Genomic DNA, 21,242 nt, shown 5'->3' with positions numbered 1-21,242 from the left:
CACGGAAGGAGAGGCTCATGGCTGAGAAATTCAGTGTGACCACCCGCAACGGAGTGACGTCCTTGAAGCGCAGCGTCCCCTTCAGCCCCCGGGTGCAGCAGACCGAATCGTCTGCCGCGCTCGCCACGGATCGTCGGGGCACCGTTGGCAAGCAGTCCAATGTTGGCAAACCCTCAAACGTTGGCAAACAGCCCTTGGACCTGCGCGAACCCCGGAACAACCCCAAGGCGTCCTGATCAGTTCTGTTGTGTTTGAGCTTCCAGGAACTTGAAGACCTCCACCTCATCCACACCCGGGAAAGCACCGGAGGGCATGGCTGCCAGCAGATGAGCATTGGCTCGGGCAGCTGGCCGGGCGTTACCGCCCCAGGCCGACTCCAGCTCCGGGGAAGGTAGTCGGCAGCACGTGGGCTCCGGGCACCGTGACGCTGACCGGTGCGGGGTGTCCTTACCGCGGAACCACTTGGCGTCCTTGAACGGAACGCCGATGGACAACGAATACAACCCGGAGGAATACCCTTCCACCACTGCCGTGCACCAGTAGGTTCCGTTGGGGGTGTCCGTGTACTGGTTGAAGGCCCGGAAGTGATCGCTCACGCCAAATACCTCCCGTGATGTCCAGTAGCGGCAGACCTGTTGGCCCTCGATGGCGCCGATGTGATCGGAGGGGAAGGTTACGGCGTCGTTTTCGTAGGCTTTGTGGATGATTCCGGATTCGTGCACCTTCTGGAAGTGGCACGTGATACCCAAGTGCTCAGTGGCAAGATTGGTGAATCGGTGCGCAGCTGATTCGTAGGAGACGCCAAAAACGTCCCGTAAATCTTCAATGGCCAGGTCACGGTGGTCTTTGGCCGCTTTCAGAAACCGGACGGTTTGTTTTTGCGGCATCATCAGGGCCGCCGCAAAGTAGTTGGTGTATACGCGCTGGCGCAAAAAGTCCGAATAGTCTTCCGGCTCCCCCTGGTTGAGCACATACGCCCCGATGGCCTGCAGGAGCACTGAACGTGGTTCGTGTCCGGGGGTGCCCGCACGGGCCAGATAAAAGCGGCGGTTCTTCAGATCCGTGACCGAGCGGGTGGAGTGCGGCAAGCCGGAAACCAGATGGACCGAAAAGCCCAGATACTCGGCAATGTCCGCCGCAGCGTGGTGACTCAGCGGGCGGTCAGCATGCCCCACCGCCTCCAACAATCGCTGAGCCTCCTGCTCAATGGCCGGGTAATGGTTACCGCAAGCCTTCATCTCCTGCCGCAACTCCACATTTGCACGCCGGGCCTCCTCCGGCGTGGCCGCCTGCTCCGCCATACGACGTCGCAACTCACCCTGCAGACCCGCGATCACCTCCAGGACCTCGCTTGGGGTGCGGGGCGTGATCTTGATGGTTGGAAGCTGCAGGGAGGCGTAATGAGCTGAACGTTGGGCCTTTTCCACCGCAATTTCCAGGGCCGCGCGCCTGCTGGGCGCCTCCGGGGCCAAGAGGTCATCCAAATCAGTTTCCAGGGCACGCGCCAGATCTGCGAGCAGGCTCAGCCGGGGTTCCCGGCGGCCGTTCTCCACCAGAGACAGATGAGACCCCGTGGCGCCCACCCGTTCGGCCAGGGTGTCCAAGGTCAGATTTTTGGCGGTGCGCAGGTGCCGCAGCCGCCGGCCCAGCACCACGGCGTCCCACGGCGGAGCCTCGGCTTCCAGGGGTGTGTGTGGCCCGGATGCAGTCCGCACAGGTGCTTGGGATGCAGTACTGGCGGGCGGGCCCGACGTCGACGGCGGGGGGATCAACATGCCAGGACTATGACACGCGTGAGCCCAACTGTCCACGCGATCCCGTCAAGAAACGCTCTTTGTTCACCCCTCTGGGTGCTAGGTGCGCTGAATAGCTGGAAAGTCCTGCAAGTTCTGGGGTTTTTGAGGTGGCGTCAGGTGTTGCGGATTTTTCTGTGGGGAACCCCTCGTGGAGCGGTTGATGGGCCATCAGAGTTGTTGCATCAGCCCCACCGAGAGGTTGGGCAGCCCCGTCAACTCAGTGACCAGAGGAGCAAGATCATGGACCAGCAGCGCACCCCCGCCTCCGCCGAGCACATCCAGCACGACTGGGATCACAACCCGCGGTGGGCGAACGTCGAACGCAGCTACTCGGCCAACGAAGTGGTGAAGCTGCGGGGCAGAATCCAGGAGGAACAGACCCTGGCCCGCCGCGGTTCGGAAAAACTGTGGGAACAGTTGACCACCGAACACCGCAACGGTGAGTTCACCAACGCCCTGGGCGCTCTGACCGGCAACCAGGCGGTCCAGCAGGTCAAGGCCGGGCTGCGGGCCATCTATCTCTCCGGCTGGCAGGTGGCCGCAGATGCCAACCTGTCCGGGCACACGTACCCGGATCAGTCCCTGTACCCGGCCAACTCCGTTCCGCAGGTGGTGCGCCGGATCAACAACGCGTTGATGCGTGCCGATCAGATCGAACACGCTGAGGGCATCCACACGGTGGATGACTGGATGGTGCCGATCGTGGCTGATGCCGAAGCAGGATTCGGTGGACCGTTGAACGCCTATGAACTCATGAAGTCCATGATCGGCGCCGGTGCAGCTGGCGTCCACTGGGAAGACCAGCTGGCCTCGGAGAAGAAGTGCGGTCACCTGGGCGGCAAGGTGCTGATCCCCACCGGCCAGCACGTGCGTACCCTGAACGCGGCCCGATTGGCTGCGGATGTGGCTGATGTGCCCTCGGTGATCGTGGCCCGTACTGATGCTGAGGCCGCCACCCTGATCACCTCAGACGTTGATGAACGCGATCAGGAGTTCCTGACCGGTGAGCGCACCGCTGAGGGGTTCTACAAGGTGCGCAACGGTGTGGATCCCTGCATTGCCCGCGCCAAGGCCTACGCCCCGTACGCGGACCTGATCTGGATGGAAACCGGAACTCCGGACTTGGAGCTGGCCCGTCACTTTGCGGAGTCCGTGCGCTCCGAGTTCCCGGACCAGATGCTGGCGTACAACTGTTCGCCGTCGTTCAACTGGCGCAAGAACCTGGACGACGCCACCATCGCAAAGTTCCAGCGCGAACTCGGTGCCATGGGCTTCACCTTCCAGTTCATCACCCTGGCAGGTTTCCACGCCCTGAACCACTCCATGTTTGATCTGGCTCGCGGCTACAAGGAGCGCCAGATGTCCGCCTACGTGGAGTTGCAGGAGCGCGAGTTTGCGGATGAGGTCAACGGGTACACCGCCACCAAGCACCAGCGTGAGGTGGGCACCGGGTATTTCGATGCCATCTCCACCGCACTGAACCCGGAGGGCTCCACATTGGCTCTGGCCGGGTCCACGGAGGCCGGCCAGTTCCACTGAGCCTGGCCGGACCTGCTGAACAGTACCAACACCTCACACCGCAGCACCGTCCGGGTCCGCCGCAGGCAGGCGGGCCCGGACCCACCAATAGACATCAATACCGCTCGGCACATATTGATCAGGAGCACATCATGTTGTTGAACACCAGCGAAATCACCGTCAATGGCATCACGTTGCGCGGCCACCAGGTCAGCGGTCAACGTCAGGTGCTCACCCTGGATGCACTGGCCTTTCTGGCCCATCTGCACCGGAAGTTCGAGCAGCGTCGTCGTGAATTGATGAAGGCGCGGGAGCAAGTCAAAGAGCAGATCTCTCAGGGGTGGACCCCCGACTACCCGGAAGAGACCCGGGCCATTCGGGAGGACGACTCCTGGCAGGTGGCCCCCCTGGCTCAGGGTTTGAACTATCGCCAGGTGGAGATCACCGGCCCGGTGGACCGCAAGATGACGGTCAACGCCTTGAACTCCGGGGCCATGGGCTGGATGGCTGACTTTGAGGACTCCTCCACGCCGGCCTGGGAGAATGTGATTGCGGGGCAGGTCAACCTGCGCGACGCCATCCGCCGTGACATCGACTTCACCACGGAGGCCGGTAAGCGCTACCACCTGGAGCCCGAACCCCAGGATCGGGTGCCCACCATCAACGTGCGCCCGCGCGGTCTGCATCTGATGGAGGACCACCTGCTGGTGGACGGTCAGCCGATCTCCGGTGCCCTGATGGATTTTGGGCTGTACTTTTTCCACAACGCCAAGGAACTGCTCAAGCGAAGCCGCGGTCCGTACTTCTACCTGCCCAAGTTGGAGCACTACCGTGAAGCGCGCTGGTGGAACGATGTCTTCTGCGCCGCCCAGGACTACGTGGGCCTGGACCGGGGAACCATCCGCGCCACAGTTCTCATGGAAACCATCACCGCGGCCTTCCAGATGGAAGAAATCCTCTACGAGCTACGCGACCACGCTGCGGGGCTCAATGCCGGGCGCTGGGACTACATCTTCTCCATCATCAAGATGTTCCGTGATCGCGGCCCCGAGTTCGTGCTCCCGGACCGTGCCCAGGTGACCATGACCGCCCCCATGATGCGTGCGTACACCGATCAGCTGGTGCGGGCCTGTCACCGGCGCGGTGCCGCGGCCATCGGTGGCATGGCTGCCCAGATCCCCAACCGACGGGACCCCAAGGCCAACAAAGCTGCGCTGGAAAAGGTGTTCGCGGACAAGCTGCGGGAGGCCAACGACGGTTTTGACGGATCCTGGGTGGCCCACCCCGACTTGGTTCCCGTGGCCATGGAGGCCTTCAGTGAGGTTCTGGGCACCTGCCCCCACCAGATCCGGACCCAGAAGCGAACCGATGTGGTCCCGGATGCCGCGGCCCTGCTCAATGTGGCGGCCACTGAGGGGGAGATCACGGAAGCCGGGCTGCGCCTGAACATTGACGTTGGCATCCGTTACCTGGAGTCCTGGTTGCGCGGCTCTGGTGCGGCCGCCATTCACGGGTTGATGGAGGATGCTGCCACCGCGGAGATCTCGCGCTCGCAGATCTGGCAGTGGATCGACGCCGGTGCTCACGCCCGCACCACACCAGCCTCACCCGACGACGACGCCACCACCCGCCAGGTCACGCGTGAGTGGGTGCAGCAGCTGGTGGAAGAAGTCTTCAACGAGTTGCCGCGTGGCGCAGGTGACCGGTTCGACACCGCCCGTCAGCTGTTCGTGGCCTCCGCTCTGGCCGATGAGTTCCCGGCCTTCCTCACAGTTCCGGCGTATCAGCAGTGCCTCTCAGCTGAAGCTCAGCGTGCGGAAGATGGGGATGACACAGCAGGGTCGGCGTCGTCGTCCCGGGAGCGGGTTGTGACGGAAGTGGCCGCCTGACACGTGATCTGGCCCAGATTGTAGTGTTCTCGGTCTGCTGGAATACCAAGCGTGGTGCCGCCCATCAGTCATGATGGGCGGCACCACTCATGTCTGGGTGATCCCGGCGGCGTTGGTGCTGTTCTTGGGGATCGTTGCTACTGCGGCGCGTCAGACCTGTCGAACCTGACGGACCACGTCCAGCGCGGCGGCCCTCAAATCGCCCGCGGGGGATTCGGCCACTGCCCGTTGCCGCTGATACCCGGCACCGTGGTCGATGATGTGATTGACCCAGTCCAGCTCCTCCACACACTCCAGATCGCGGGCAATGGGCGTGAGGCGTTCCACGATTTCCCGCAGGTGGTCCGTGACCAGCGGTTCCTGCAAGGAGTTGTCCTTGATGATGAGGGCATCCAGCCCGTAGCGCGCTGCCCGCCACTTGTTTTCCTTGACCAGCCAGGGACGCATCTGTTCCACGTCCCCGCCGTCGTCGAGAATCCGGGAGGTTTCCTCCACAAGGCACTGGGTGAGCGCTGCAATGGCGCCGATGTCCTTCAGGCTGGAGGGGGCATCGCAGAAGCGCATCTCGATAGTGCCGTATTTGGGTACGGGCCGGACGTCAAGGCGGGATTCGCTGATGTCGTCGATCACGCCGGTGGCCAGCAGATCACCCAGGTGTTGTTCGTATTCCGCCCAGTCTTTGAAGGCGTACGGGAGGCCGGCGGTGGGTAACTGCTGGAACATCAGCGATCGGTGGGAAGCGTAACCGGTGTCCTGACCGTTCCAGTACGGGGAGTTTGCCGACAGCGCCAGAAGGTGCGGATAGTGCGCCAGCAAACGATCCTGGACGGGCAGCGCCTTCTCCTGCGAATCCACGCCGATGTGTACGTGCATCCCGTAGATCACCATCTGCCGACCCCAGTACTGGGCACGGTCCACCACGGTGTAATAGCGATCCTTGTCCACCACGGACTGTTCCTGCCAACGGGAGAACGGGTGGGTGCCGGCTGCGAACACCGCCAGATTCCGGGGTTCGGCCACCGCCTGAATGTCCCTCAGTAGTTGGCCCAGCTGGCCCGTGGCCTGGCCAACGGTGGAGCACACTCCCGTGACCAGCTCCACGGTGTTCTCCAGGAACTCGCCGGTCAGAGTGGGGCCATCGGAGCCTTCATCAGCTCGCTCCGGCAGAGCGGCGTGCACCGCCTTCATGACCTCCTGGCCGCGGGGCACCAGCGCCCCGGATTCGGTGTCAACCAGCGCCACCTCCCATTCCAGGCCAATGGTGGACTGGGAGGAGTGCTCGAAATCAATGTGCACGGGACCTCGCTGGCGTGTGGACCTACGGTGGTTGGCTGCCAGCTTGGGCACCCAGAAAAGTTCACTCTAGTTTAGGCAAGATGAGCCGCGTGACTGCCCGACCCTTACCCTGGTGGACATGCGCCGTAACTCAACCCCCCTCCAGCGCCTCAGCACCCCCTTGGCTCTTGCCGGGTTGCTCTTACTGCTACCCGCATGCTCCACCGGCGGATCACAGCCCTCCACAACGACGACGCCCACCGCATCTGCCACCAGCACCACCGGATCGGCTGCCGGCTCCACCGGATCGGGGATTCCCACCGGAGACAGCGCAAGCAATGGTGCCACCGCTCAACCAGCAGCAGGTGCGGGCAATCGCGGCCCAGACTCGGGTCCGTGGGCCGTGGACGATGCCACCTGGGAGGCGGCACAAGCCGCCGTGGAGAAGATGAGCGTGGAGGAAAAAGCTGGCCAAGTCATGGTGGCCACCTACGACGGTGCCGATTCCGCCTCGATAGGCACCCAGGTTGACCAGATTCAGGACCTCCATCTGGCCGGGGTGATCGTGATGGGTCGCAACGTACCCACCATCACCGGTACCGGTCAGACCCAGCAGGACACCCCGCTGGGTGGAGCACAGAACGTGGATGTGGCAGCCATGACCGCGCAGATCCGGGACTTGCAGGGGGCGCTGTCCCAAACCCACGAAGATCAGGAATGGCCCGGCATCATTTCCGTGGATCAGGAAGGTGGCACGGTCACCCGCCTGGGCTCACCCCTGACGGAATGGCCTGTGACAGCAGAGATCGGCGCAGCCGATGACCCCGAACTGACCCGTCTGGCGGCCGAAGGCCTGGCCTCCGAACTCGCGGGGCTGGGCTTCACCATGAACAATGCCCCGACCGCGGACATCACCATGCCCGGGGACGCCGTGATCCTGGACCGGGCCTACGGTTCAGATGTTGACCTGGTCTCCGAGCAGACGGCTGCCTCCGTGGAAGGCCACAACAACGCCGGTGTGGTGTCCTCGGCCAAACACTTCCCCGGCCACGGTGGAGTGACCACCGATTCGCACGTGGGATTGCCGTTGCAAGAAATGTCCGTGGAGGAACTGGAATCCACCGACTGGGTACCCTTCCAAGCCGCCGTGGAGGCGGGGGTGCCCACCGTGATGATGGGCCACATTGCGGTGGAGCAGTGGAATCCCGATGTGCCGGCCACGTTGGAGCCTGCCGCGTATCAGGCGCTGCGTGAGGATGTGGGTTTCCACGGTGTGGTGGTCACGGACGCCTTGGACATGGGTGCCCTGACTGGTCTGGTGGGGCCCGGACTTCCAGTGGACACCGGAGTGCAAACCCCGGCTGGTGCCGCGTTGCAGGCAGGTGCTGACCTGCTGCTGATGCCCGCCGACACACCTGCTGCTCACGCGGACATTGTCCAAGCCGTGAACTCCGGCGCCATCCCGCAGGAACGCCTGGATCAAGCAGCCACCCGGGTGGTGGCCATGCAGATGCGCTACAGCCAGTTGCAAGACGACCTCCCCGTGCCGCCTTCCGAACCGGGAAGTCACCAGGACGTGGTCACTCGGATTGAGGACGCCCGCTGAGCGCTGGGCCCTCCCGTGGTGTCTCAGGTCAACAGCTCACGCATGCGATCGTGCCTGTAGGCAAAGAGTCGCTGCATCTCACGTTTGAGCAACGCGCCGTCCAGAGCTGGGCCCAGTAAGGTGCGGAACTTTACGGTATCCGTATACCTGCACCCAGCTACGTGAGGTGCACACGTGTGCGTGTGATGGAAGTACCGAAATACACCTCTGAGCTGTAAATCACTGAACTCCAGACCCGGTGTGTAGGAGTCGATGAAGGCCGCCCACCGAACAGGAACCACCCCCTTGAATTTCCAGATGAATTCGTAGGTGCCTGCAAGCTCTCCATTCAGCGATGATGACCGCACCAGCGTGATGGGGCCCGGCATCATGGCCGGAAACCCTTCTCTGGACAAACATAGATCCATCACATTCTGCGGCTCTGTTTGGAACACCGTGGAGTACCGGACAGTCGTCAGTGACCCCGGCCGAGCCAAAGTTCTCCGTCCGCTCAGTGAACCGACCCCCACTTGCCGGAGTGCAGCCATCCGCTGTTCGACGGAGGCAACAACCGCAGGACCTGCATGCGGGGTGTGTTGTGGCGCCATACCGCAACCATACAGAATCTGAGTTTCCTTGAATCTTTGGCGAAGGGGCTGCCTTGACCTGGCTGTGCTCATGCTCAAAGTGGCCGCAATTTTATTGGCGGCGGGATCCCAAAGGTTTGGGGACGTGTCTCCAATTTGACCAAATTGATAACGTTACCATAACGGTCTTGATCTAGGTGCTGGTCAGACGTACCTTCGGGCCATGGGTAACATGCCCATCCGGGAAATTCTATACCGGTCGATGGTTTGAAATCTTGATGGGAGTTTCCAATAAAGCCACCCTTCAGCAGCAGTACAACTGTCACGTTCTGGCGAGTACGCCCGGACTTTTCTTTACTCAGGACTACAATTTAGAAAGGTTCAGAAGAAACAATTCAAATTGGATTTCCAATATCTGGTTCCATCGCTGCAACTGGTAAGACGGGGGTGCCGAACGACGCTCTGGGGCAGCGTTCGGCACCCCCCAGGAATGTAATGCCGTGCTGAAACTAGATAAACATAACATCGAATTAGCCATAGGAGTATTTTAAGTGAAAAAGACCTTCATTGGATTCTCCATTTTGCTTGGTTTGGGGATCTCAACACTATTCCTCTTCGTGGTGATTTCGGGGATGCAGTATCGACAAATGGAGAATGTTGGAATGGATCCTGGTTACACTCCCCAGTGGATTCTTTCTGGAATGCTGGCAGGTGTGGTTATCTCAGGTGCAGCCGCATTGGGTTTGATTGTCGCGGGATCGGGGTACTCCCTCTCCGGTAAAAGGCGAAATGGTGGAATTTCTGCGGACGTCTAATTGGTCCGCGTCTTACACATCTGGAACTTAAAGTGACCACTCAATGGGGAGGGACGCGTCGGAACATGCTCAACGGATGGGGTCCACCACCAGGATCACGCGGCGCTCGCCGTCCGGGGTGGCCATTCGGGTCACGATCAACGTGGCCTTGTTCGGACCCGAGGGCTTGAGCTGCTTGCGCAGTTGCTCCGGGGTGACGTCCGTACCGCGCTTCTTGATCTCCAGCGTGCCCACCTTGTTGGTCTTGACCCAGGACTTCAGGACCTTGACGGTGTGCGGCAGCACCTCCCGGACCGTGTAACCGCGGGACAGCCCGGAAGCGCCTACACCTGACGACGACGCCGCATCCCCGGTTCCGCACGTCAGCTCAGAGGCGCTAGGGGCCACCAGGTAGGCGATGCGCGGATGAATCAACTGCGCACCCAGGTGTTCGGCCACATCCTGAACCAGACCCGCGCGGATCACAGCACCATCTGGCTCCCACAGCACACTGCCCGGTCTCACGTCAGGGTGAGTCTGCCTGGCAAGAGGGTCCGATGGGGTGTGTTCCTCAGCGAAGGGTAGTGAGTCACGGGATTCGGGCTCGTCAGTCAGATCGGGAAAGTCGGTGGTGGAGGTGAGCTCTTGGGCTGGGCCATCCTGGCGCAGAACCAAGGCAGATCGGCGCACACCGGGGCGGGCCAATGCGTTGAACCACAGGACCACCTCCACCACGTCCCCGCGGTGAGAGACCCATTGGGCTTCACAGTTGGCTGGAATGGCAGAGTGCGGCATCCCGGGGCCCATCTTGACCCCCATGGGGACACCGGTGGCAGCCAACTCCAGGACAAAGGACAACGGCGGAGAGAACGCCTCCGGATCAAAAATTCGCTGGGATGACCCCGAACGCGGCCTGTCATCCGTGCGCCGGGCTGGATCCAACCACAAGGATTCGGGGCGGCCACCGGGGACGGCCTCCCAGTCGATGGCCTGGGCATCGCCTGCCACCACCCGAGCATTGGGGAAAGGCATCAGATTGACCGTGGCCACCGCAGCCGTGGTGGGATCGCGCTCCACAGCCACCACGTTCAGGTCCAACCCGGCAAACGCCATGGCATCCGCACCGATCCCACAGCCCAAATCCGCCACAGAGGTGACTCCGCTGGCCACAAAGCGTTGAGCGTGCAGGGCCGCCACGGACATCCGAGTTGCCTGTTCCAAACCGGCCTGCGTGAACAGCATGCGGGAGGCGAACTCCCCAAACTTCTCCGCTCCGGCGGCGCGTAAACGGGACTGAGTCAGGGCCTCGGACACCAGATCAGGGGCAAAACATTGTGCCCGCAGCTGAGTGGAGACAGCCAGGACTTGATCTGGTGCGTAAGGCCCTAGGGAATCCAACAGCCGCATCCCCTCCGGGGTGAGCAGCGGGGCCAGGCCGGCGGGGGCGTCGTCGTTGTCGGGAGGGGGAGACGGGAGGGAAGCGGTCACAGGGCCACGCTACCGGGGGAGCAGCGGCCTCAGTAAAAGCAAGCTAGCCGGCCGCGCGGGCCGTTGATGCACTGGACGGGGGTTTCAAACACGCGGCTGAGCAGGTCATCAGACATGATCTCCTCCGGGGTGCCGAACTCGGCGATCTGGCCGTCCTTGACCGCACAGATGCGGTCCGCGTAGTGGCACGCAAAGTTGATGTCGTGCAGCACAATGATCACCGTTCGGCCCAATTCGCGGGCTGCTTTGTGCAGGTGCTGCATCATCTGCACCGAATGGCGCATGTCCAAGTTGTTCAGAGGCTCATCCAGTAGCACGTAATCAGTCTCCTGACACAGCACCATGGCCACGTAGGCGCGCTGCCGCTGCCCACCGGAGAGCTGATCCAGGTAACGATCCTCCAACCCCCGCAGGTCCAGGAAGTCGATGTAGCGGGAGATGATCTCCTCATCCGTCACCGTCAATCGGCCCTTGGAGTAGGGGAAGCGACCAAAGCCCACCAACTGCCGCACCGTCAACCGCGTGACGTAGTGATTCTCCTGCCGCAGAATGGAGACGATCTTGGCCAGATCCTTGGACTTGGTGGTGGCAACGTCATAACCACCCACCTCGATCACGCCCTGATCCACGCCGAGCAACCGCCCGATCATGGTCAGCAGCGTGGACTTGCCGGCGCCGTTGGGGCCAACCAACGCGGTGATGCCACCGGCTGGAAGATCCAGGTTGACGGGGCCGATGGAGACCTCGCTGTTGTAGCTTTTGGCCACGTTGGTCAGGGTGATCACAAGCGTCCCTTTCGCAAGATGACGTACAGGAAGACCGAGCCGCCCACCAGCTCAATGATGATCGAAACCACTCCCTGGGCGTAGAACACGTGGTTCATCACAAAATAGGCGCCGGTGAGCACCACAAAGCCGGTCAGGAAGGCCACCGGGAAAACGTAGCGGTGGTCGTAGGTGTCTGCGAATTGATAAGCCAGAGTTGCCACCAGGAAACCCAGGAAGGTCATGGGGCCCACCAGCGCGGTGGAAACGGCCATGAGGATGGAGACCAGAAAAAGCACTTTGATGGTTTCAAAGCGGTGGTTCAGCCCCAGATTGACCGTGGAGTCCCGGCCCAGGGAGATCAAATTCAGGCGGCGGGCATTGAGCCACAGGGCAACACCGGCCACCAGGCACAGCGGTATGGCAATCGGTAGATAACCGGCCTCCGCGTTGGTGACCGAACCGAACAACCGGGCCGTGAGCAGATCGAATTCACTGGGGGAGAGCAATCTCTGCATGAACGTGGACACGGAACCCAGCCCGCCGCCAATGATGATGCCCACCAGCAGCATCACCTGCATGTTGCCGTATCTCCCGGACAGCAACCAGCCGTAAAGCACCAGGGCAAAAGTCACCATCACACAGATCTGGAACAGGAATTGCGGAATCCCGGTGAAGGCCACCAGTCCGGCTGCCCCCAACAGGTAGACCGTTGAGGTTTGAATGGCCACGTACAGGGATTCAAAGCCCATGATGGACGGGGTGATGATGCGATTGTTGGTCACCGTCTGAAAACTCACGGTGGCCATGGCCTGGCAAAACGCCACCACCGCCATGATGACCACGTTGGTGGTTCGCATTTCAGCAATCCGCCAGAACCCGGAACTGCCGTACGGGGCGGGATTGTTCCAGGCCAGCAGTCCGAAGCCGAAAGCTGCGGCGGCCAGCACCAGCCCCACCACAATGATCACGTAGCGCCGTTTGGCACGGGCATCGGGAAAAGCTCCCGCACCGTGTCTGACGGGGGCTGCAGTGGCGGTCAACGGCCGACCCGGTCTACGCATGGCCCGTTCCAGCTTTCCACCGGCCTTAAGCACGGCGCCTGCTGCGCAACAGCAAGAAAACGAAGACCGCAGCTCCCACAATGCCCAGAATCACAGACACGGGAACCTCGAACGGCATGATGATGGTCCGCCCAATCAGGTCGCACACGGTCACAATTGCAATTCCCAGCAGACATACCCAGGGGAGATTGGAACGCAGATCATCGCCCCGGAACATGGAGACAATGTTCGGCACGATCAGCCCCAAGAACGGCAGATTCCCGACGACGACCGTCACCACTCCCGTAGCCACGGCAATCAATCCGGTGCCCAACAAGATGATGCGGTTGTAGTTCAACCCCACGTTGGTGGCAATGTCCTCACCCAGCCCGGCAACGGTGAGACGGTCGGCCACCAGGAACACGGCAACGGCAATCAAAGCCACGATCCACAGCAGTTCGTACTGCCCCCGCAGTACCGAGGTGAAGGAACCTGCAAACCAGACACCCAGGTTTTGCAAGGTGTCCGTCTGCAGGGCAATGAACGTGGAAATGGAGCCAACCACCGCACCCAGCATGATGCCCACAATCGGCACGATCAGGGAGGACCGCAGGGAAACGCGGCGCAAGAAGAGGAAAAAGACCATGGTGCCGATGAAGGCGGCGATCACCGCACCGGTCATCCGCCCGATGATGGAGGCGGTGGGGAACAGGATCATGACCGTCAACAGGCCCAAACCGGCCCATTCGGTGGTGCCCGTGGTGGTGGGCTCCACAAACCGGTTCTGGGTCAGCAGTTGCATGACCAGACCGGACATGGCCATGGCGGCTCCAGCCAGAACCAGTGCGATGGTTCGCGGCACCCGGGTGATGGCAAACATTTGAGAGCCATCTTGAGCGCCAAAGATGTCATAGACCCCGGTGGTCAGGGACAGCAGGAGCAGAATGCCCACGCCAAGAACCCCGAGCAGCAGCTTCCAATCGAACAACCTGCCCTTGGGCCGATCCGCAGCTGGTTGCTGGGATGGTCGCTCCGGTGCCGGTCCGTTGGTGGAAAGCGCTGCTCGGGGTTGCGTCATGGGTGCTCTCAGCCGTTCTTCCGCTCGAAAGCGTCAGCCAAGGTGTTGAAGAACTCCGTGTAGGTCTGGATGCCCTCATTCGTGTAGGTGTCTGCGGGCATGTAGACCACATTGCCCTCACTGACAGCCGTCACGTTCTGCAGGGCCTCGGAGTTTTCGATGACCTGCTGGGCCGGGGTGTAGTTCTCGTCTGCGCCCACAGCGGCATCACGGTCCATCACCAGGATCCAGTCCGGGTTGGAATCGGCAATGGCTTCCACGGAGATGTCATCGCCCTGGTGGTCATCACTGGCACCTTCAATTTCCAGGGCAGGGGTGAAGCCAAAGAGTGCAAAGACCGGGCCCAAGGTGCGGCCCACGTCAGGGGCAATGTAGCCAATTTCTCCACCGGAGACGTTGACTGCCATGACGGTGTCGCCCTCTTGATAAGAGTTGCGTACCCGCTCCATGGAGTCATCCAGCTCCCCGTTGATCTCAGCGGCCTCATCTTCTTTGTCAAAGATTTCGCCCAGGGTGGAGGTCTGACGCTTGAGCTCCGAGTCGAACTCCTCACCATCGCGCGGGTCGAGTTCCACGATGGCGGCATCCGGGACCAGCTGCTGGAAATCTCCGTAGTAATCAGCAAAGCGCTGACCATTGATGATCAGATCAGGATTGGCTGCCACCACGGCTTCCAGATCGGGTTCGCGGTGATTGCCAAGGTCAATCACATCGGGATTGTCAACGTAGGAAACCGTGTCCGGCATGATCGCCTTGGGTGCTGCTGCCAGCGGGATGTCCCAGGTGTCCAGAGTCTCAAAGGTGCGGTTGTCGGTGGCCACCACCGTGGTGGGCGGAACGTCCACGGTCTGGGTGCCGTGGTTGTCCTCCACCTCAATGGTGGTGGTTTCCCCGGAGGCGTCATCCGAGCCGTCGGTGCCACTGCAGGCGGACAGTGCCAAGGCCAAGGCGCCGGTCACGGCAACCCAGCGGGTACGGGTGGAGAGCATGGTGATCCTTGTCTGCGTGAACCGGCCGCCATGTATGCCTGATCAGTGGCCACACGGGCCGGTGGCTCGGGTAAGTGCTCGGCCACCGGTCAAGCCGGGGAGGTGTGGTGCGCGCGGATTACACAGGGAAGGCTAGCCTAACTACTTGGCACCACTCACCCCGCGTGGTCAATTACGTTATATAACTATGACCTAATTGCGAACGGCGCAAAGTTCGTGGTAACCCCTGTGAGTTCCGCTCACGGCGACCCTTTTGGCACTCACCTTGACCGACTGCTAAGGGGCTTTTACAGTGAGCGTTGGCACTCTCCTCGGGAGGGTGCTAAGGGAAAATGGGTCGGTCGGCACCGCGACGACGATCGGCGCACCCGCAGGTCAACTCCCGCGTGAGGATCCCCGGCACCGTGACCAACCACCTCCGGGTGGTTGCCGCAGCCGGGGGCAGCAGCTTCATGTGGGTGGGACATGACAAGCACAAAAACTCAACTGGGGCTCGTGATCGAGCCCAGGAAAAGGAGACATCGTGTCGATCTCCATCAAGCCGCTGGAAGACCGCATTGTTGTTCAGGTCGTGGAAGCCGAGCAGACCACCGCTTCCGGTCTGGTCATCCCGGACACCGCCAAGGAGAAGCCCCAGGAGGGCAAGGTTCTGGCCGTTGGCCCGGGCCGTTTTGACGAATCCGGCAACCGCCTGCCCATGGATGTCAAGGAGGGCGACGTCGTGATCTTCTCCAAGTACGGCGGAACCGAGGTCAAGTACGGCGGCCAGGAGTACCTGGTGCTGCCGGCCCGTGATGTCCTCGCCGTCGTCGAGAAGTGAGCTGAGCGCACAACACCATGGCCAAACAACTCATTTTCAATGAGGACGCCCGCAACCACCTGAAGGCGGGAGTCGACAAGCTGGCTGACACCGTCAAGGTCACCTTGGGCCCGCGTGGGCGCAATGTTGTCCTGGACAAGCAGTGGGGCGCGCCCGTCATCACCAACGACGGCGTGACCATTGCTCGTGAGGTCGAACTTGATGATCCTTACGAAAATCTTGGCGCGCAGTTGGCCAAGGAAGTCGCCACCAAGACCAACGACGTCGCAGGCGATGGCACCACCACCGCCACGGTGCTGGCCCAAGCGCTGGTCACCGAAGGTCTGCGCAACGTAGCGGCCGGTGCAGCCCCCGCCCAGATCAAGAAGGGCATTGAGGCTGCCGTGGAGGCCGTCTCCAACCGCCTGTTGGAAGACGCCCGTCCCGTGGAGGGGGAGCAGACCGCCAAGGTTGCTGCCATCTCCTCCCAGTCGGATGAAATCGGTGAGCTGATCGCTCGCGCTTTCTCCGTGGTGGGCAAGGACGGTGTGATCACCATTGAGGACGGTTCGGGAACCGAGATCGAGCTCGATGTCACCGAAGGTATGCAGTTCGACAAGGGCTACCTGTCGCCGTCGTTCGTCAAGGACGCCGAGCGCCAGGAAGCCGTGATGTCTGACGGCCACATCCTGCTCTACCAGGGCAAAATCTCCTCCGCCGCGGACATCATGCCCGTACTGGAGAAGGTGCTGCAGGCCAAGAAGCCGCTGACCATCATTGCGGAGGACGTTGAGGGCGAAGCCCTGTCCACGCTGGTGGTCAACAAGCTGCGCGGCAACCTGGATGTGGTGGCCGTGAAGGCTCCCGGATTCGGTGACCGTCGCAAGGCGATCTTGGAAGATCTGGCCGCTCTGACCGGTGGCACCGTGGTGACCTCTGAACTGGGGATCACTCTGGAACAGGTGACCCTGGATCAGCTGGGTACCGCGCGCACCGTGACGGTGACCAAGAACGAAACCACGATCGTGGATGGTGGCGGCAGTGCCGAAGCCATCGCGGATCGTGTGGCTCAGATTCGCGCTCAGGTGGAACGCACCGACTCCGAATGGGACCGGGAAAAGCTGCAAGAGCGTCTGGCCCGTCTCTCCGGCGGTGTGTCCGTGATCAAGGTGGGTGCCGCCACCGAGGTTGAGGCCAAGGAACGCAAGCACCGCATTGAGGACGCCGTTTCCTCCACCCGCGCCGCCCTGGAGCAGGGCATCGTGGCCGGTGGCGGCTCCGCGCTGGTGCACGCCGCCAAGGTGCTCGACGGCGATGACCTGGGCCTCAGCGGTGACGCTCTGGTGGCCGTGGACATCGTGCGCCGCGCGCTGCGCGAGCCCCTGCGCTGGATCGCTGCCAACGCGGGTCAGGACGGTTACGTCGTGGTCTCCAAGGTGGCGGACATGCAGCCGGGACAGGGTTACGACGCCAAGGCAGGTGAATACACCGACCTCTTGGCTGCCGGGATCATTGATCCGGTCAAGGTGACCCGTTCCGCTTTGCAGAACGCCGCCTCCATTGCAGCGCTGGTGCTGACCACGGAAACGTTGGTCACGGACAAGCCTGCTGAGAAGGACGAGCACGGACACCAGCACTGAGCCGCCCGTTTCGCTGATGCGGTGAGCATCGGATGAACGGATTGTGACGTGATGAGCCTCGCCTCCCCGAATAACGGGGAGGCGAGGCTTTTCGCTGATAGGTTCATGCCCCGGGTGCCCTGGGGCGTGGTCACCCAGAGATGTCGCACAGTGATTGAGGTTATCCATGGGTGAGAAAGCTCTGCCCTGGGCACGGGGAGAAGATTCAGCCAGCACCGATGCGGCTGGCAACCCACAACCGGACCCGGTGGCGGTGGACCGTGTGGCCCGCTACTCCGGCTTCCGTCCGGAAATCCAGGGCCTACGCGCGGTGGCCGTGTTCATGGTGGTCTTCTACCACATCTTCTTGGGCCGAGTCTCCGGTGGCGTGGACATCTTCCTGCTGATCTCCGCCTTCTTCATGACCTTGTCCTTTGTGCGCAAGCTGGAAGGCGGGCGTCCCCTGCAACTGGTGCGTTACTGGTTGCACACCTTCAAACGCCTGCTCCCACTGGCCGTTCTGACTGTCTTGGGCACTTTGGGTCTCACGGCGCTGTTTCTTCCGGCCTCCCGCTACCAGGAGGTCATTGATCAGGCCATAGCCACCGTGACCTACACCCAGAACTGGGAACTGGCGTTCACCCAGGTGGACTATTACGCCGTGGATCGCTCCACCGCCAGCCCGCTGCAGCACTTCTGGTCGCTGTCTGTGCAGGGGCAGGTCTTCCTGCTGTGGCCCCTGATCTTTGGGCTGACGTGGCTGATTGTGCGGCGGACCCGTTGGCGGGCGGTACCGGTGCTGGCCACTGCATTCGGCCTGGTGTTTGTGGCCTCCCTGACCTTCTCGGTGATCACCACGGCCAGCCAGCAAGAGTTTGCCTACTTTGACACCCGCACCCGGCTCTGGGAGTTTGCCCTGGGGTCCCTGCTGGCACTGGCCATTCCTTACCTCAATCCGCCCCAATGGGCACGCGTGGTGCTGGGCTGGCTGGGTTTTGTCTCCATGATCCTGGTGGGTCTTGTGGTGGACGTACAGGGTGCCTTCCCCGGGTGGATCGCCCTGTGGCCGCTGCTGTCAGCCGCCGCCATCATGGTGGCCGGCCAGTCCAACTCCCCGTTGGGTCTGGACCGAATTTTTGCCTCACGCACCTTGGTCAAATTAGGGGATGCCTCCTATGCCCTGTACCTGGTGCACTGGCCCCTGCTGATCACCTACCTGGTGATCCGGGACCGAACCTACGCGGGCCCCATCTCCGGAATCGCTTTGATTCTGCTCTCCTTGGTCTTGGCCATTGCCGCAACCAAGTTCATTGAGCAACCGCTGAAGTCCTGGAAGTGGCCGGAGCTGACCAAACCCCGCCTGGCCGGTGCCGTGGTGCTGTGTATGGCGGTGGGAATCACCCCGGCCGTGGCCTGGCAACAGTCCATTGACCGGCAGCTGGCAACAGTTGCGGTGGGACCCAACGTCAACAATCCCGGGGCGTACATTTTCCAGCCGGGCTACCAGGACACGGGGAACCCCAATGCCGTCACCATTCCGCTGCCTGCCCAGTTGGATTGGCAGACTCCACAACGTGGTCCGCAATGCCCGCAGGAGTGGGACATCCCGGAGAGCGCACAAGTTGAATGTACGGATGCCACCCCCGCCATCACGGACCCGGACCGGACAGTTCTGTTGGTGGGCAACTCCCACACGGAGCATTGGCTGGACACTCTGCGCCCGGTGGCTGAGGCCAACAACTGGCGGATCGTGACGTACATCGGCCTGGGCTGCTTCATCACCAGTCCGGAAGATCAAGCTTTTGACAACTGCAAGCCGTGGCTGGAAGGCGTTGATCCGATCATTGAAGCAGTGGATCCGGATCTGATAGTCACCCAATCCACGTTCACCAATGTGGATGTGGAGTACGAACGTGCCGGCTTCCGGGAACGAATGCAGCGCTACACGGATGAGGGACGGCAGATCTTGGGTATCCGTGACATCCCGCGTTTTGACGAGCCCCTGGTGGACTGCGCCCTGACCGCCCCGGACATCAATGATCCTGAGTGCTTCCGGACCCACTCCATGCTGGGTACGGAAGACCCCATGGCGGAGATGGGACAGGAGAACCCACGTTTTGCTGAAGTGGATCTCTTGGATCAGATTTGCCCGGATGAGCAGTGCCGTCCGGCTGTGGGCAACATCTTTGTGCAACGTGACCGGGACCATTTGAGCCTCCCGTATTCCCGTTCCTTGGCGCCGGTGTTCACCGAACGCATGACGGCAGCCTTGGCCCAGGACGGTTTTGAGGTGCCCGTCCAACCAGATTTCACCTTGCCCACCGATGCGGACGGAACACGGAATCCCACGGCGGACCCCGTGGCACCCGATCAGGTGGATCTGGACGGGTCATGACAGGGGCGGCACCGTCCCGGAAACCCGTGACGGAGCACCGCTCTAGAATGAGGGAAAGTCTTGATGAAAGGTGCCGTAGTGTCCCAAACCCCCGTGCCCACAGCTCTGTCCCAGGATCCTTTCGGTCTGACAGGACTGACCTACGACGACGTCCTTCTGCTGCCCGGCAACACCAACGTGATTCCGTCGGAAGCATCCACCCGTACCCGGCTTTCCAAGCGGATCGAGTTGGAAGTTCCCTTGCTCTCAGCCGCCATGGACACGGTGACGGAGTCCAAAATGGCCATCCAGATGGCTCGCCTGGGGGGCATGGGCGTGTTGCACCGCAACCTGTCCATCGCGGATCAGGCGGAGAACGTTGACCGGGTCAAGCGCAGTGAATCGGGCATGATCACGGCCCCCGTGACGGTGGGCCCGGAGGCCACGATCGCGGAGCTGGACCGCCTGTGTGGTTATTACCGGGTGTCCGGGTTGCCCGTGGTGGAGAATGACAATCAGTTGGTTGGCATCATCACCAACCGTGATATTCGTTATCTGCCGGAAGCGGACTACCAGACCCGCACGGTGCGCGAAATCATGACTCCCATGCCGCTGATCACCGGTCACGTGGGCATGGACAAGGAAGAGGCTTTCAAGCTGCTGGCCTCCAACAAGCTGGAAAAACTGCCACTGGTGGATGAGTCCGGCCGTTTGACCGGGCTCATCACCATCAAGGACTTCACCAAGGCCGAGCAGTACCCGCATGCCTCCAAAGATGCAGAGGGGCGTTTGCGCGTGGGTGCTGCAGTGGGTTTCTACGGTGATGGCTGGGAGCGTGCCATGGCGCTGATCGAAGCCGGTGTGGACGCGCTGTTCATCGACACCGCCAACGGGCATTCCCAGGGCGTGTTGGACATGATCGCGCGCCTCAAAGCCGATTCCGTGGCTGACCACGTGGACGTGATCGGCGGGCAGGCTGCCACCCGCGCCGGTGCCCAGGCTTTGATTGATGCCGGAGCTGACGCCATCAAGGTGGGGGTGGGGCCGGGCTCCATCTGCACCACCCGCGTGATTGCCGGTGTGGGCGTCCCGCAAGTGACCGCCATCAATGAATCCGCCAAGGCCGCGATTCCCGCGGGCATTCCTCTGATTGCCGACGGCGGGCTGCAGCACTCCGGAGACATTGGCAAAGCCCTGGTGGCTGGGGCCGACTCGGTCATGGTGGGCTCTCTGCTGGCCGGTACGGATGAGTCGCCGGGGGATCTGATCTTTGTCCAGGGCAAGCAGTTCAAGGCCTACCGCGGCATGGGTTCCCTGGGTGCCATGCAGACCCGGGCCGGGAACACCTCCTTTTCCAAGGACCGGTATTTCCAGGCGGATGTGGCCTCGGACGAAAAGCTCATTCCGGAGGGCATTGAGGGTCAGGTTCCTTACCGCGGTCCGCTGGCCTCCGTGCTGCATCAACTGGATGGTGGCCTGCGCCAAACCATGTTCTACACGGGTGCCTCAGACATCACGGAGTTGAAGTACAAGGGCCAGTTTGTGCGCATCACCCCGGCGGGCTTGAAGGAATCCCACCCCCATGACATCTCCATGACCGTGGAAGCCCCGAACTACAAGCGCTGAGCCCCAACCCCAGCCCGC

The 21,242-nt window shown here is 61.9% G+C and carries 16 protein-coding genes; 9 read left to right on the top strand and 7 right to left on the bottom strand.

The window, feature by feature from the left end:
* The first annotated feature begins 17 nt into the window (after nucleotides 1–17).
* Complete coding sequence (locus Q4G32_RS00990; RefSeq protein WP_303348571.1) at nucleotides 18–236, top strand: hypothetical protein; 219 nt, start codon at nucleotides 18–20, stop codon at nucleotides 234–236.
* Here Q4G32_RS00990 and Q4G32_RS00985 read toward each other — a convergent pair whose 3' ends face one another.
* Nucleotides 237–1,775 carry a helix-turn-helix domain-containing protein gene (locus Q4G32_RS00985; RefSeq protein WP_441327437.1) on the bottom strand — a complete coding sequence of 513 codons (1,539 nt, stop codon included), beginning with the start codon at nucleotides 1,773–1,775 and terminating at the stop codon, nucleotides 237–239.
* Nucleotides 1,776–2,036: 261 nt separating this feature from the next.
* Here Q4G32_RS00985 and aceA point away from each other — a divergent pair, with 261 nt between their 5' ends.
* Both aceA and aceB read left to right on the top strand, forming a co-directional pair.
* On the top strand, nucleotides 2,037–3,335 hold the full coding sequence (gene aceA / locus Q4G32_RS00980; RefSeq protein ID WP_303348567.1) for an isocitrate lyase: 1,299 nt from the start codon (nucleotides 2,037–2,039) through the stop codon (nucleotides 3,333–3,335).
* A 131-nt stretch (nucleotides 3,336–3,466) separates the two neighbouring features.
* Nucleotides 3,467–5,203: a malate synthase A gene (gene aceB, locus Q4G32_RS00975; RefSeq protein WP_303348566.1), complete on the top strand. Its 1,737-nt coding sequence runs from the start codon at nucleotides 3,467–3,469 to the stop codon at nucleotides 5,201–5,203.
* 150 nt (nucleotides 5,204–5,353) lie between these two features.
* Here aceB and Q4G32_RS00970 read toward each other — a convergent pair whose 3' ends face one another.
* Nucleotides 5,354–6,499, bottom strand: a complete 1,146-nt coding sequence (locus tag Q4G32_RS00970) for a glutamate--cysteine ligase (protein WP_303348564.1) — start codon at nucleotides 6,497–6,499, stop codon at nucleotides 5,354–5,356.
* A 118-nt stretch (nucleotides 6,500–6,617) separates the two neighbouring features.
* Here Q4G32_RS00970 and Q4G32_RS00965 point away from each other — a divergent pair, with 118 nt between their 5' ends.
* Both Q4G32_RS00965 and Q4G32_RS00960 read left to right on the top strand, forming a co-directional pair.
* Nucleotides 6,618–8,084, top strand: a complete 1,467-nt coding sequence (locus Q4G32_RS00965) for a glycoside hydrolase family 3 protein (RefSeq protein ID WP_303348562.1) — start codon at nucleotides 6,618–6,620, stop codon at nucleotides 8,082–8,084.
* Nucleotides 8,085–9,201: 1,117 nt separating this feature from the next.
* A complete protein-coding gene (locus Q4G32_RS00960) occupies nucleotides 9,202–9,465 on the top strand; it encodes a hypothetical protein (protein WP_303348561.1) in 264 nt (87 codons plus the stop codon).
* Between the two features lie 69 nt (nucleotides 9,466–9,534).
* Here the strand turns inward: Q4G32_RS00960 and Q4G32_RS00955 are convergent, their stop codons facing one another.
* The 5 genes from Q4G32_RS00955 to Q4G32_RS00935 all read right to left on the bottom strand — a co-directional run bounded on the left by Q4G32_RS00955 (nucleotide 9,535) and on the right by Q4G32_RS00935 (nucleotide 14,806).
* Nucleotides 9,535–10,851, bottom strand: a complete 1,317-nt coding sequence (locus Q4G32_RS00955) for a THUMP-like domain-containing protein (protein WP_303348943.1) — start codon at nucleotides 10,849–10,851, stop codon at nucleotides 9,535–9,537.
* Nucleotides 10,852–10,961: 110 nt separating this feature from the next.
* Entirely contained in the window at nucleotides 10,962–11,717 is a 756-nt protein-coding gene (locus tag Q4G32_RS00950; RefSeq protein ID WP_303348560.1) for an iron ABC transporter ATP-binding protein, read from the bottom strand.
* Nucleotides 11,714–12,760 carry an iron chelate uptake ABC transporter family permease subunit gene (locus tag Q4G32_RS00945; RefSeq protein ID WP_303348559.1) on the bottom strand — a complete coding sequence of 349 codons (1,047 nt, stop codon included), beginning with the start codon at nucleotides 12,758–12,760 and terminating at the stop codon, nucleotides 11,714–11,716. The genes Q4G32_RS00950 and Q4G32_RS00945 overlap by 4 nt, the downstream gene beginning before the upstream one ends.
* 25 nt (nucleotides 12,761–12,785) lie before the next feature.
* Entirely contained in the window at nucleotides 12,786–13,817 is a 1,032-nt protein-coding gene (locus Q4G32_RS00940) for an ABC transporter permease (RefSeq protein WP_303348557.1), read from the bottom strand.
* Nucleotides 13,818–13,825: 8 nt separating this feature from the next.
* Nucleotides 13,826–14,806 (bottom strand): siderophore ABC transporter substrate-binding protein, encoded by a 981-nt coding sequence (locus tag Q4G32_RS00935; RefSeq protein WP_303348555.1) that lies wholly within the window; start codon nucleotides 14,804–14,806, stop codon nucleotides 13,826–13,828.
* Nucleotides 14,807–15,329: 523 nt separating this feature from the next.
* Between Q4G32_RS00935 and groES the strand changes: the two genes are divergently transcribed.
* From groES to guaB, 4 genes are all read left to right on the top strand, one after another.
* Nucleotides 15,330–15,626 (top strand): co-chaperone GroES, encoded by a 297-nt coding sequence (groES, locus tag Q4G32_RS00930; protein WP_047689510.1) that lies wholly within the window; start codon nucleotides 15,330–15,332, stop codon nucleotides 15,624–15,626.
* Nucleotides 15,627–15,643: 17 nt separating this feature from the next.
* Nucleotides 15,644–17,245, top strand: coding sequence for a chaperonin GroEL (gene groL / locus Q4G32_RS00925; protein ID WP_303348547.1), 1,602 nt, complete (start codon nucleotides 15,644–15,646; stop codon nucleotides 17,243–17,245).
* A gap of 166 nt (nucleotides 17,246–17,411) precedes the next feature.
* Complete coding sequence (locus Q4G32_RS00920; RefSeq protein ID WP_303348544.1) at nucleotides 17,412–19,619, top strand: acyltransferase family protein; 2,208 nt, start codon at nucleotides 17,412–17,414, stop codon at nucleotides 19,617–19,619.
* A 63-nt stretch (nucleotides 19,620–19,682) separates the two neighbouring features.
* Nucleotides 19,683–21,224, top strand: coding sequence for an IMP dehydrogenase (guaB, locus tag Q4G32_RS00915; RefSeq protein WP_303348542.1), 1,542 nt, complete (start codon nucleotides 19,683–19,685; stop codon nucleotides 21,222–21,224).
* The last annotated feature ends 18 nt before the right edge of the window (nucleotides 21,225–21,242 follow it).

It is taken from the genome of Kocuria sp. (assembly GCF_030538595.1).
GTDB lineage: Bacteria > Actinomycetota > Actinomycetes > Actinomycetales > Micrococcaceae > Kocuria.
The sequence above is the reverse complement of the archived record's forward strand: the minus strand, read 5'-3'. Positions and strand labels throughout refer to the sequence as shown.